14 protein-coding genes are annotated in these 12,583 nt (G+C 58.2%); 9 read left to right on the forward strand and 5 right to left on the reverse strand.

Annotation, left to right across the window (positions count from 1 at the left end):
- Positions 1-16 precede the first annotated feature (16 nt).
- Entirely contained in the window at positions 17-265 is a 249-nt protein-coding gene (locus FQ187_RS16535; RefSeq protein ID WP_008154823.1) for a hypothetical protein, read from the reverse strand.
- A 161-nt stretch (positions 266-426) separates the two neighbouring features.
- Between FQ187_RS16535 and FQ187_RS16545 the strand changes: the two genes are divergently transcribed.
- Complete coding sequence (locus FQ187_RS16545) at positions 427-777, forward strand: hypothetical protein (RefSeq protein ID WP_149630322.1); 351 nt, start codon at positions 427-429, stop codon at positions 775-777.
- A 5-nt stretch (positions 778-782) separates the two neighbouring features.
- Here the strand turns inward: FQ187_RS16545 and FQ187_RS16550 are convergent, their stop codons facing one another.
- Positions 783-1,211 carry a GNAT family N-acetyltransferase gene (locus tag FQ187_RS16550; RefSeq protein WP_149630323.1) on the reverse strand — a complete coding sequence of 143 codons (429 nt, stop codon included), beginning with the start codon at positions 1,209-1,211 and terminating at the stop codon, positions 783-785.
- A 146-nt stretch (positions 1,212-1,357) separates the two neighbouring features.
- Between FQ187_RS16550 and FQ187_RS16555 the strand changes: the two genes are divergently transcribed.
- The 4 genes from FQ187_RS16555 to FQ187_RS16570 all read left to right on the forward strand — a co-directional run bounded on the left by FQ187_RS16555 (position 1,358) and on the right by FQ187_RS16570 (position 3,938).
- The gene (locus FQ187_RS16555; protein ID WP_149630324.1) at positions 1,358-1,795 is read left to right on the forward strand and encodes a hemerythrin domain-containing protein; all 438 of its coding nucleotides are present in this window, start codon (positions 1,358-1,360) and stop codon (positions 1,793-1,795) included.
- Positions 1,796-1,856: 61 nt separating this feature from the next.
- Complete coding sequence (locus FQ187_RS16560; RefSeq protein WP_149630325.1) at positions 1,857-2,450, forward strand: NUDIX domain-containing protein; 594 nt, start codon at positions 1,857-1,859, stop codon at positions 2,448-2,450.
- 124 nt (positions 2,451-2,574) lie between these two features.
- Complete coding sequence (locus tag FQ187_RS16565; RefSeq protein ID WP_149630326.1) at positions 2,575-3,114, forward strand: kinase inhibitor; 540 nt, start codon at positions 2,575-2,577, stop codon at positions 3,112-3,114.
- Positions 3,115-3,119: 5 nt separating this feature from the next.
- The gene (locus FQ187_RS16570; protein ID WP_129445049.1) at positions 3,120-3,938 is read left to right on the forward strand and encodes a helix-turn-helix transcriptional regulator; all 819 of its coding nucleotides are present in this window, start codon (positions 3,120-3,122) and stop codon (positions 3,936-3,938) included.
- A 13-nt stretch (positions 3,939-3,951) separates the two neighbouring features.
- On the opposite strand, the gene FQ187_RS16575 is transcribed toward FQ187_RS16570, so the two are convergent.
- A complete protein-coding gene (locus tag FQ187_RS16575; RefSeq protein WP_149630327.1) occupies positions 3,952-4,467 on the reverse strand; it encodes a methylated-DNA--[protein]-cysteine S-methyltransferase in 516 nt (171 codons plus the stop codon).
- A 150-nt stretch (positions 4,468-4,617) separates the two neighbouring features.
- Between FQ187_RS16575 and ggt the strand changes: the two genes are divergently transcribed.
- Both ggt and FQ187_RS16585 read left to right on the forward strand, forming a co-directional pair.
- Positions 4,618-6,345: a gamma-glutamyltransferase gene (gene ggt / locus FQ187_RS16580; RefSeq protein ID WP_149630328.1), complete on the forward strand. Its 1,728-nt coding sequence runs from the start codon at positions 4,618-4,620 to the stop codon at positions 6,343-6,345.
- Between the two features lie 255 nt (positions 6,346-6,600).
- A complete protein-coding gene (locus FQ187_RS16585) occupies positions 6,601-7,134 on the forward strand; it encodes a cysteine hydrolase family protein (protein ID WP_149630329.1) in 534 nt (177 codons plus the stop codon).
- Between the two features lie 30 nt (positions 7,135-7,164).
- On the opposite strand, the gene FQ187_RS16590 is transcribed toward FQ187_RS16585, so the two are convergent.
- Positions 7,165-8,067, reverse strand: a complete 903-nt coding sequence (locus FQ187_RS16590) for a LysR family transcriptional regulator (RefSeq protein ID WP_149630330.1) — start codon at positions 8,065-8,067, stop codon at positions 7,165-7,167.
- Between the two features lie 147 nt (positions 8,068-8,214).
- Here FQ187_RS16590 and FQ187_RS16595 point away from each other — a divergent pair, with 147 nt between their 5' ends.
- Together FQ187_RS16595 and FQ187_RS16600 are read left to right on the forward strand one after the other, a co-directional pair.
- A complete protein-coding gene (locus FQ187_RS16595; RefSeq protein WP_149630331.1) occupies positions 8,215-9,714 on the forward strand; it encodes a cytosine permease in 1,500 nt (499 codons plus the stop codon).
- Complete coding sequence (locus FQ187_RS16600; protein WP_149630332.1) at positions 9,711-10,556, forward strand: nitrilase family protein; 846 nt, start codon at positions 9,711-9,713, stop codon at positions 10,554-10,556. The genes FQ187_RS16595 and FQ187_RS16600 overlap by 4 nt, the downstream gene beginning before the upstream one ends.
- 45 nt (positions 10,557-10,601) lie before the next feature.
- On the opposite strand, the gene FQ187_RS16605 is transcribed toward FQ187_RS16600, so the two are convergent.
- The gene (locus tag FQ187_RS16605) at positions 10,602-12,131 is read right to left on the reverse strand and encodes a multiheme c-type cytochrome (protein WP_256667332.1); all 1,530 of its coding nucleotides are present in this window, start codon (positions 12,129-12,131) and stop codon (positions 10,602-10,604) included.
- Positions 12,132-12,583 lie beyond the last annotated feature (452 nt).

The raw sequence follows: 12,583 nt of genomic DNA on the forward strand, positions 1-12,583 counted from the left end.
GCTCCTTGAGGCTGGGTTACGAAGACTGCTTCTTGCTTGCCTTGGCCGCTGCTGCCAGGCACTCGAGGGCAAACTGCTCGGGATACGTCATTTGAATCGGCGTGGTTTCACCTTTGACGGTTCTTTCGCCGTCGAGGATGTAACGAATCCGCTTGTCGGTGACGCCAATTCGCTTGGCAATCCAGGATGGCGTCTGACCGATCTGGCTGATCAGCTTGTCGGCATATTCAGCGGTCGGTTTGTAATATTCGGCGTTGGGTGTCATGACCTTTCCAGAAAATAAGCCCGGAAAAACGGGCGATGCGGTGTTAATGGCGCGACAGGGTGCGCGAATCGTCACTCGGTGTCGCGGTATAAATGAAGTAAAGCAGAACGATACGCCGTGCCGCGGTGATACAGTCCGCTTTTTCTTGATGAGCGAACGCAATGCGAATTCTGATGGTGGCGCTGGCCGTAACGTTGCTGGCCGGTTGCGCGGGCTCGGCGATGAACGACGCCCGCACTGGAACCCCTTACAAAACCCTGACGTCGGACAAACCGGAAAAAGTCGTCGCCCAGTGTGTGCAATTTTCCTGGCAGGACGAGGCGGTGTTCGGGGTCGATGCAGGCGCGTATTTGCAGCCTGGCGAGAAGGGCGGCACTACCGTTTATACGCGCTCGGCGGAATCCTTTGTGGACGTGAAGACTGACGCATCCGGTACGGTGTTGAGTTATTACGCGCAGCATGACGACTTTGTCGCCAAGCGCCGACTGGCGGCGTTGGCGACCTGCCTGTAAGTCGTTCAGCTGTTGATCAGGCGCTTCTGGAAAAAGAAGCGCTTGTGGCCCGGCGGGTAGTCAGCGATCCGGCCTAACTCGCTGTAGCCGAGCTTCTTGTAGAACTCCGGCGCCTGGAAGTCGAAGGTGTCGAGCCAGATTCCGATGCATTCCTTTTCCCGTGCCAGGTCTTCAGCCATCTGCATCAGCTTCGAGCCCATGCCCTGTCCTCGGGCCTGTTCAGGCACCGACAGCAATTCGATGAATAACCATTGGTAAAACACCCGGCCATAGAGTCCGCCGAGGATCTCGTCCTTATCGTCGCGTACCAGCAAGGCAATCGGCTGCGAGTTCGCCTCTCCCGCCTGCGCGGCGTTATAGGCGCGCAACGGCGTGAGGATCGCCTCACGGTCTTCATTCGTGGGGTTTTGCGTCAACTCGATTCGCAGGGTCATGGCTATATCCTTATGGCGGTGAAGTGGCAGCCTATCTTGGTTGCAAGCCTTGTTCTATCCCCTGAGAACAAGTGGAACCGTCGTCATCGCGCAGATGTCTAGCCTAAACAGCGTCATTCCTGAACGCGGCCTATGAGGACAATTCCGTGAATATTTTCGAAGCCTTGCGCGAAAGCCACGACCGCCAACGCACGTACGCCGATGCGCTGATCCAGACCAGCGGTGACGCCCCTGAGCGGGTCGAGGCTTACAAGCAGCTCAAGTCCGAACTTCAGGCCCACGAAACTGCAGAAGAGCGGCATTTCTACATCCCGCTGATGGAGTTCGATAACGGCGTCGACCTCAGCCGCCATGCCATTTCAGAACATCACGAGATGGACGAAATGATGGAGGAACTGGACGAGACCGAGATGTCCAGCCCGGCCTGGCTGGCGACCGCGAAGAAGCTCGCCGAGAAGGTCAATCACCACCTGGAAGAGGAAGAGCAGAAGTTCTTCCAGATGGCCGGCAAGCTACTCGACGACAAACAGAAAGAGACGCTGGCGGGTCAGTATGAGAGGGAATACCAGGCTCAGCTGTCTTAGCGCCAGGCTTTCGTTTTCGCCTAAGATGTGCGCCTTCTGACGAAAAAAGGGAAGCATTGGCATGTCGAACACAGCCGAGCGGGTCAACCTCATCGAGTCTCAGGTGTTGTCCCACGACTGGTACCTGCTCAAGAAAATCACCTTCGATTACCTGCGCAACAATGGCGAATGGCAACGCCAGACCCGCGAGGTCTATGACCGTGGCAACGGTGCGGCGATTCTGCTGTTCAACCGTGACAAGAAAACCGTGGTGTTGACCCGGCAATTCCGATTGCCGGTGTTCGTCAACGGCCACGATGGTCTGTTGATCGAAGTGGCGGCGGGGCTGCTCGAAGGTGCGGCGCCTGAAGAGCGCATCCGCGAAGAAGCCGAGGAAGAAACCGGTTATCGCGTGCACCATGTGCACAAGGTGTTTGAGGCCTACATGAGCCCCGGCTCGGTGACCGAAAAGCTGCACTTCTTCATCGCTGAGTACGATGCCGCTTCCAAGGTCAGCGATGGCGGCGGACTGGAGGAGGAGACCGAGGAGCTGGAAGTGCTGGAATGGAAATTCGACCACGCACTTGAGGCGTTTTATCGCGGGGAGATCTGCGATGCGAAGACCATCATGTTGCTGCAGTATGCGGCGATGAAGGACATCTTCGGACCGGTTTGAGCAGGCTGAATGGGCATCTGAATCGAGAGAGCGTTTCGGCACACTGGTCGAGCATTTCGGCACAGTAATCACCCTGTGCACTCTCTAGACTCGTGCTTCACGCCAAGACTCAGATGAGGTCACGATGAACATCAGAACAATCCTATCCGCATTGTCCATGGGGGTCGTCCTTACGGGACACGCTGCCGACTTCTCGCTGACGAGCCAGGATATTGCTGAAAACCGCCCGCTGACCAGTCGCGAGGTGTTCCAGGGTTTCGGTTGCGAAGGGGGTAATACTTCTCCCGAACTGACCTGGGCCAACGCTCCGGCGGGTACTAAAAGTTACGCGATCACGGTCTACGATCCTGATGCGCCGACCGGCAGCGGCTGGTGGCATTGGACGGTGGTCAACTTGCCCGCTTCAACCCACAGTGTGCCAAGAGGGGTAGGCTCGAACTTGCCTGCCGGTGCAGTACAAGGTCGAACCGATTATGGCCAGCCGGAATTTGGCGGGGCTTGCCCGCCTGTAGGGAATAAGCCCCATCGCTATCAATTCACCGTATGGGCGTTGAAAGTCGATAAGCTACCCCTCGACAACCAGGCCAGCGGCGCTTTGGTGGGTTATATGCTCAATGCCAACGCCTTGGCTAAAGCGACCATCACTTCAACTTACGGACGTTAAGAATGATGCGCCCTTGTGACGGCATACAGCACCGGGAAAACATTATCGATGCGTGTGTCATACGGGCGCGACAGCCCCATACATTGCAACGGGTGCCGGTATTCGTGACCACCTTGTGTCGAGTCAGGCAAGGGGAAAAACTGCTGCAATGGGATGACCGGGAGATGCGTGCAGGGCCGCAACACCTGATTCTGATGCCGGCCGGGCGCGAGCTTGGCATTTCAAACTTCCCCGGCCTTCACGGTCACTACATCGCCGATGCGGTGACCTTTCCCGTTTCGACATTGCGTCACTTCAGCACCCGATATAGCCAGCAGATCATGAGTCGTCGCGGTGCACTGAAGACCGATCTATGCGTCCCTCTGGACAGGCACACAACCCAGGCATGGGATCAATTGTTGGCCTCCATCAATGGGGACGCTCCGCAGGCATTACGCACACATTACGGGGAAGCGGTTCTTCTGAGCCTGTGCCTTGGCGGCCAGGCCGGACCTCTGCTGATGGATCGCAACGATCCACTGTGCGAACGTGTGCAGCAGCTGGTCATGGGCAGCCCGCAGAGAGACTGGACGGTTGCGGACGTCGCACAACACCTGAACCTGGGGGAATCGACGTTGCGTCGCCAACTGGCCAATGAGGGGGACAGTTTCAGGAATATTCTGGAAAGCGTTCGGCTGGCAACGGCGCTGCAATGGTTGCAAACCACGTCTCGCCCCATCGGTGAAATTGCCGGTGCCAGCGGTTACGCCTCGGCCTCACGTTTTGCCGTGCGCTTTCGCTCACACTATGGCCTGTCGCCACGGGAATTGCGGGCGACGATATAGGCGTTCCGTTACATCAAAACAAATCATCCATCCTGCTGGCCCCTGACCACTCGCAGCCCTCTAGTGTCAGCAGCCGCTCCTTCGCCTCAAGCCCACCGGCAAACCCGGTGAGTTTCCCCGAAGCGCCAATCACCCGATGACACGGCGCAACAATCGAAATCGGGTTCTTGCCATTCGCAGCGCCCACAGCCCGAACCGCACTGGGATTGCCGATCTGCCGGGCTATCTCGCCATAGCTGCGGGTCTCGCCAAACGGAATGGTCAGTAACGCCGTCCAGACCTTCTTCTGAAATTCCGTCCCGGCAAAATCCAGTTCCAGGTCGAAACGACTGCGCGTGCCCGCAAAGTATTCCCGCAGTTGCTGAGCGGTGCGCATCAGGATCGGATTATCCGGCGCCTCGCGCATCAACCCAAGCCGCACCCTGTCGGGTTTGTCGTTTTCCCAGAGGATGGCTGCCAGTCGTGAGCCATTCGCGACCAGCTTCAACTCGCCCACCGGAGATGCGAGGGTGATGAAGGTGTAACTCATGCCGGTGGACTCCGTAAAAGTGCTGAGCAGAGGCCAAGCATACTGCCTCGACGGGGAGGCGTAATACGCAATCCCAGCCATACTTGCTTCTGCTCTTGAAGCCTTCCCTCTGTTTTTTTACAGAACCTAAAAACAAAAAGAGACCGACTCATGAAGTTCGAACCTTTTGCCAAATCGTTGATTGCGACCTCCTTGGCGCTCAGCTGCCTCAGTGCTTACGCGGCCTCCGTGGCGCCGGTTGCGGCCGAAAACGGCATGGTCGTCACCGCCCAGCATCTGGCCAGTCATGTGGGCGTCGATGTGCTCAAGAATGGTGGCAACGCCGTCGATGCCGCGGTAGCGGTCGGTTACGCGCTGGCGGTGGTTTATCCTGCGGCGGGCAACCTGGGCGGCGGCGGTTTCATGACCATTCAGTTGGCGGACGGGCGCAAGACGTTCCTCGACTTCCGTGAAAAAGCACCGCTGGCCGCCACCGCCGACATGTACCTCGACAAGGAGGGCAACGTCGTCCCTGACCTGAGCACCCGTGGTCACTTGGCCGTTGGCGTGCCGGGCACGGTGTCGGGTATGGAACTGGCGCTGAAGAAATACGGCACCAAACACCGCAATGAAGTCATCGCCCCGGCCATCAAGCTCGCCGAAGACGGTTTTGTGCTGGAGCAGGGCGATGTCGAATTGCTGGAATACGCCACTGATGTGTTCAAGAAGGACATCAAGGATTCCGGTGCGATCTTCCTGAGCAACGGCGAGCCGATGCAAGTCGGTCAGAAACTGGTGCAAAAAGACCTCGGCAAGACCCTGCGGGAAATCTCCGAGAAGGGCGCCGACGGCTTCTATAAAGGTTGGGTGGCCGATGCCATCGTCACCTCCAGCCAGGCCAACAAGGGCATCATCACCCAGGCCGACCTCGACAAATACAAGACCCGCGAACTGGCCCCGATTGAATGCGATTACCGTGGCTACCATGTGGTCTCGGCACCGCCGCCGAGCTCTGGCGGCGTGGTGATTTGCGAGATCATGAACATCCTCGACGGCTACCCGATGAAAGACTTGGGTTACCACTCGGCCCAGGGCATGCACTACCAGATCGAAGCGATGCGCCACGCTTATGTGGATCGCAACAGCTACCTGGGCGACCCGGATTTCGTGAAGAACCCGATCGACCATCTGCTGGATAAAAATTACGCCACCAAAATCCGCACCGCCATCGATCCGCAAAAGGCCGCTGTGTCCCGCGAGCTCAAACCCGGCGTAGCGCCCCATGAAGGCAGCAACACCACTCATTACTCCATCGTCGATAAATGGGGCAACGCGGTCTCGGTGACGTACACCCTGAACGACTGGTTCGGCGCCGGCGTCATGGCGAGCAAAACCGGGGTCATCCTCAACGACGAAATGGATGACTTTACCTCGAAGATCGGCGTGCCGAACATGTACGGTCTGGTGCAAGGGGAGGCCAACGCCATCGCGCCCGGCAAGGCACCGCTGTCGTCCATGAGCCCGACCATCGTCACCAAGGACGGCAAAGTGGTGATGGTGGTCGGCACCCCTGGTGGCAGTCGCATCATCACCGCGACCTTGCTGACCATGCTCAACGTGATCGACTATGGGATGAATATCCAGGAAGCGGTCGATGCACCGCGTTTCCACCAGCAGTGGTTGCCGGAAGAGACCAACCTTGAGACCTTCACTACCAGTCCCGATACGGTGAAGATGCTCGAAAGTTGGGGGCACAAGTTTGCCGGGCCGCAGGACGCCAACCATGTGGCGGCGATTCTGGTCGGCGCACCGTCGCTGGAAGGCAAACCGGTGGGCAAAAACCGCTTCTATGGGGCGAACGATCCACGTCGTAACACTGGGTTGTCGCTCGGTTATTGAGGCAGATCTGAGGCCATCCCGATCCTTGAGGGTGGCCCCCGATCCCGTAGCAGCTGTCGAGCCTGCGAGGCTGCGTTCGACTGCGTAGCAGTCGTAAATCGGTTGACCGTGTTCATTCAGGTAGAGCACATTCGCTGGATTACGACCGCTTCGCAGTCGAACGCAGCCTCGCAGGCTCGGCAGCTGCTACACGTTAAAAGGGGAGCGGATTCTAAATCCGTTGCCGATTCACCGACCCATCAAGGACGGGAACTCATGGCTACTGCACTGCTGATCATCGACGTCCAGCGCACCCTGTGCACTGGCGAGTACGCATGTTTTGAGATCAAGCGCGTTATCGAGAACATCAACGACCTCAGTGCCAAGGCTCGCGAAGCAGGCATCCCGGTCATCCTCATCCAGCACGAAGAAAAGGGCGACCTGCTGCAACACGGTTCCGAAGGCTGGCAACTGGCCGAAAGCCTGAGGACTTCGCCGCAAGACCTTCGCGTGCGAAAAACCAATCGAGACTCGTTCTACCAGACCCACCTGCAATCATTGCTGCAAGACCAGGGCACTGATCGACTGATCATCTGCGGCCTGCAAACCGACTATTGCGTCAACGCCACCGTCCGCCAGGCCCTGAACCTGGGCTATGACGTGGTACTCGCCGCCGACGCGCATTCCACCGTCGACAACGGCAACCTTGCCGCCGAAGACATCATCACCGAGCACAACGCAGACCTGGCGCACTTGACAGGGCCCGTGGCGCGGATCGACGTTATCCCGACCAGCGAAATCCGGATCTGAAACGGGTGAGGGGCTTGCTCCCGTTGACGCTTACACGGCCCCGAAAATGTCGATCAACTCAGTCAGAAAAGCACTGACCACATCCCGCTGACGCGCCGAATGCCGGACCGCCGCATGAAAGCCGACCTCATAGCGCAACAGCTTGGGATTCAGCGGATGCAACTGCCCCAGTTGTTCATGCTTCGCCGCATAGTGCTGCGGCAGAAACCCCAAATGCTGGCCCGACAGGATGAGCAGGGCGGCGCCGTCCATGCTGTCCGTGAGCACCGTCAGGCGTTCTATCGAGGTGGGCGCCGGCATTTCCGGCAAAGGATGGCTGGGCCATACCCAATCGTAATCGCTGACGTCATTCCGGGTCAGCTCGCCCACTTGCTCGAACAGCGGATGAGTAGGGCCGCAGTAGGCGATCTGGGTTTCCTGGAATAACGCAAAGTAATCAATGTTGGGCAGGCGGTGCCAGAAATAGCCGATCGCCAGATCGATATGGCCGTTGATGATTTTCTCTTCCAGCAGTGACGACGACAGCTCTGTGAAATGGAAATACAGCCCTTCATGCCGGGACCGTAACCGCGCAATGGCCAAGGCGATTTTCTTGTTGGCAACCGGATCGATCTGACCGAGCAGGCCGATGTTGATGTTGCCCGACACCTTGCGATTGATGTGCTGGACTTCAACCCGGAACCCCTCGGCAGCCGCCAGTAACCGACGGGCCGCCTCGACAAACTGGCTGCCTTTGGGTGTCACCGAAAATCCGCCGCGCCCGCGTTCGCAAAGGCGAAACCCCACCCGCGCTTCCAGCGTCGCCAATTGCGCACTGATGGTGGGTTGAGTGGTATTGAGCGCCGTTTGCGCGGCTGAAATCCCGCCCGCTTCAACGACGGTCAGAAACACCCGGATCAAACGCAGATCCAGCTCCGATACAGTTCCCAGCATGCGTGCCCCCGATATTCACTCACATAGACGTGGATCTATGTAAACAGTGTGCCTGCGATATTTTACTGCCCTGACCAACGCCCTACATTGCAATGAAGCCGGCCCCTTGCCCATAAAAACAACAATCACCAGCATAGGAACACTCATATGTCAGGGTCCTCTCAATCTGCGCACGCCATCGAGGCGAGCAGCGGGTTGGCCATCGAAGGCCACTCGATCGATTACATTCCGGAAAACGAACGTCACGCCAAGCTCAGCAGCCAGGGCCCTTTCTGGTTTCTAGGCAACTTCCACTTCTTCACCATCTCCATCGGTTTTGTCGGCCCAAGCCTTGGCTTGTCGGCGCTGTGGACGATGTTGGCCGGTGCGCTGGGCATCATGTTCGGCACCATATTCATGGCGTTTCATGGCTCGCAAGGTCCGGAAATGGGTCTGCCGCAAATGATCCAGTCGCGTGCGCAGTTTGGTTATCGAGGGGTGATCCTGGCTTTGATGGCGACGATGTTTGTGTTCGTCGGCTTCAACGTGGTGAACATCTCGCTGATCATGAACGGCCTCGAGCACGTGTTTGGCATCGACCCGACCATCGTCGCCATTGCGGTAGTGCTGATCGGCGCGCTGCTGTCGATTTACGGGCACGACCTGATGCACAAAGCCTTCAAGTGGGCGTTGCTCGCAACGTTGCCGCTGTATGCGCTGGTCACCATCGCCTTGATGTTCGGCGCAGGCCAGGAGGGCGTCACCCCGGCGACCGATCTGGGTTTCAGCTGGGTGGCCTTTGCTATGCTGTTTGCGATTGGCGCGAGCTACAACATTTCCTATGCGCCTTATGTCTCTGACTATTCCCGTTACCTGCCGAAAAACACCAGCCGGCCGAAGCTGATCGCCGCCGTATTCATCGGCGCCTCGTTGTCGGGCGGCTGGATGATCGGCCTCGGGGCCTGGCTTGCGCAGCAGCTCAAAGCGGCGGATGCGCTGGTGGCGCTGAATCAGGTTGGCTCTTCGATGATTCCAGGCCTGGGTAATGTGTTGGTGATCGTCTCGGTGGCGGGCTTTCTGCCGATCATCGCGCTCAACACCTACAGCGCCATGCTGACATTGCTGACAGGTGTGGATTCGATCAAAAAAATCACACCGACACCTCGTGCCCGAGTGATGTCGATCTCCGCGATTAGCGTCATTCTGTTGACCTGTGTGCTGTCGATCAAAGGCGATGGCATCGGCCTGTTGAACACCTTCCTCGTGCTGCTCCTGTACTTCCTCGTACCGTGGACCGCGGTCAATCTGGTGGACTACTTCTTCGTGCGCAAAGGCCGCTACGCGATCCCGCATTTCTTCACGCCGAAGGGCATTTACGGCGCCTGGCAATTTCGCGGCATCGTCTCTTATCTGATTGGCTTCGCCGCCATGGTGCCGTTCTTCTACATCTTTGATGCGGCGGCCGGCAAAGAGGTGTTCGTCGGGCCATTGGCGCGGATGCTTGAGGGCGTGGACATCGCCTGGCTGGTTGGCCTGGTGGTCTCGGGCCTGACGTATTACCTCCTTAGCCGTTCGATAGACCTTGAGTACGAACGCCGGATCATCGATTCGATTACCGAGAGCGACATTGTTTCCATGGCTCATCAGTCTGTGGAGGAGGGGCGTTGAACAGCACCAAAAGTACCGTGGTCGCTTGCTGCCAACTGGCGCCGAAAATAGGCGACCTCGCTTACAACCGGAAGCTGACCGAACGGGCGATTCGTTCGGCCGCTTACCAGGGCGCCCAGGTGGTGGTGCTACCTGAGCTGGTCCAGAGCGGCTACTTGTTTGCCGACCACAGCGAAGCCCTGTCCCTGGCGGAAACCGTCGAAGGGCCGACCTTGCTTCTGTGGACGGCGCTGGCCCGGGAATTGAACATCGTCGTGGTGGGTGGATTCTGCGAGCGGTTAGCCGGCGATGAACTGGCCAACAGTGCGGCAATGATCGATGCCCAAGGCCTGCGCGCCGTGTACCGCAAGGCGCACCTCTGGGATGGCGAGAACGAAATTTTCAGCGCCGGAAACGACGCGCCGCCGGTTGTAGAAACCGTTCACGGACGGATCGGCATGCTGATTTGCTACGACCTGGAATTCCCCGAGTGGGTGCGACTCCCGGCGCTGGGCGGTGCGGACTTGCTCTGCGCACCGGTCAATTGGCCCGATGGGCCACGGCCGCAAACCGAGCGTGCGGCCGAAGTTGTGCGAGTCCAGGCCAACGCCTCGGTCAACCGAATGTTCATCGCCGCGTGTGATCGGCATGGTCATGAACGTGGGGTCAGTTGGGTGCAAGGCTCGGTGATCGTCGATGCCGATGGCTACCCTGTGGCAGGGCCGGCGGAGCAGGGTGGTGAGCAGATTTTGTTGGCGACGCTGAACCTTGCCGAGGCGCGGAATAAGCGAATCAGTGCGCGTAATGATTTGCATCGGGATCGGCGGTCGCAGTTGTATGGGTTGAATAGTTTGGTTGATTAATCACACGCAGTGATCGGGGCCAGCCTGGACGTCGACACTGCGCAGCTAAAAGTGCGCAGTGTTTGCACCGACGACTGGCAGGCTTGTCGACAGGGGGACGCTCTGTGTGACTTTGGCCATCTGGGTGATTTCCACCTGCAAACTATCCTTGCCAAGCAGGTAGTCGGCCAGCTTCTGCGAAAACGGCCAGTAGTTCAGTTCGGCAGTCAAGGTGAGCGGCCCGACGGCGTCGGCCGGCACCAGGAAAGAGAACACCCCAGTATCGTAGCCCTTGGGCAGAATGCGGTTGTCCGAGAGAATTTGTGTGGCATTCCAGACCTCGACGTCCAACGGATTGCCGTCCTTGTCGCCTATGTGCACTTTGAAATTTCGCGTGTTGTCCTCAGTCTTGCCGTCCTTGATCGAGCCCAACCGATAGAGCTCGCGACCACGGGCATCCAGCACCCGGAAATCGATCCACATCTCCCGTCCCTCCGGAAAGCCGGTCGGCAGCTTGTGCCCGGCGCCGACATTGGCAACTTTCACTGCTACCGAGGTGTATTGCCCGGGAATGATGGTTGCCGGCAGTTGCTGGAACGTTATTTCCCCCGCGCGCGAGAGCATGTCGCGCCCGCGTTGCGCGCCTGCTTCCTGACCGAGATGCTGGAGCATCATCGCGTTGGCTCCGCTGAACCAATGCGAGGCGACCTGCTCGCGGTCTGGCCCCATAATCGCGGCCTTACCCGCGAAACCCGGCATATGGCAGCTCTGGCAGGTTACATCGTTAAGGCTGTAGGTGCTTTCCTGCCATTCGTCATAGGTTCGCTCGACCGCCACACCGCTGAACGGGTGCGTGACGTTGTGGCAGGTGCCGCAAAAGTCCGAGCGCGTGTGCAGAGCGGAATATACGGTGTCGTGATAGGGCGAAACGGCATCTTTACGCGGGCCGAATTTAGTCGGTTTACCGTGCGCTCGAGGGCTCAGGACATAGGCGCCGTTATCGAGGCCCGTGCGGGCACTGATGTTGTGGCAGGTCTCGCAATCGACCCCGGGCATCGGATGATTTTTCGTGCTGTCTTCAATCGAGGAGCGGTTGATTTCCGAATTGATCTGCCCGGTCGTGAGACCGATCGGGGTATGGCAGCCGGCGCAGAAGTTATCGACCTTCCCCTCGGTGGCCGAACTCGCACGCTTGAGCAAGGCCCGATAGATGGGTTCATCCCAGGCTTGGGACATCATCGACGAGCGCCACTGCTTGTAGATCTCCGTATGGCAAGCACCACATACCTGGGCATTGTCGAAGTCTTTTACATTCAAAACCAGGTTGCCGGGGGTATTGGCCCGATGCGGAAAGAACGGCATCCCGCCAATCACATGCATGAGCTTGGAGCGTGCCGGCTCCAGCCACTTCTCATTACCCTGATTGTCATTGCCCTGAGGTTCGTCGGCCGCCACCAGCGTTACCGTCAGCAGGCAGGCTAGAAAGCATAAAAAACGGCGAACGAAAGGTCTGATCGCCAGGTAGACCAGGTTGTGGACAAAGGCTGCCAGTAATTCACCCGGCCTGGGTGCGTGTTTGCATGTGGGGTGGTTCATAAGCGTTTCCCCAAGACGGTTGCAGAGGATGAATGCAGCACTTCCATTGAGTTGACAGGGGTACTTCATGCTGCAAGCCAATGGCTAGATGTACGGCTCCTCGACTCTCCACCTTTAATGAACGGGAGAAGCTCACTCGGTCATTACTTTGCAAGGACTGTGACAAAAGATGTGCAATGACCTGAAGGTCCAGCACACATTGGTCGGAGGCTGAAAATTTGTGCTAGTCGAGGCGCGAATACTGCTGGGAACCGCACCCATTAGTGGGGGAGTTCACTCCGGAATCGGGGGGCGGCAATGCCGATCAGTTAAGCCGTAACACGATCTGTAATTGGATGGACTCGCCCAAGCCGAGGCGTCAATGCGCCACGGTGGCAGTCTAAACAGCCAACGACAGCGAGGGCGAGTCCATGAAAAATCATAGTTCGATTGATCAATCCCTGTCTTCTTCC

Source organism: Pseudomonas sp. ANT_J28 (assembly GCF_008370005.1).
Taxonomy (GTDB): Bacteria; Pseudomonadota; Gammaproteobacteria; order Pseudomonadales; family Pseudomonadaceae; genus Aquipseudomonas; species Aquipseudomonas frigoris.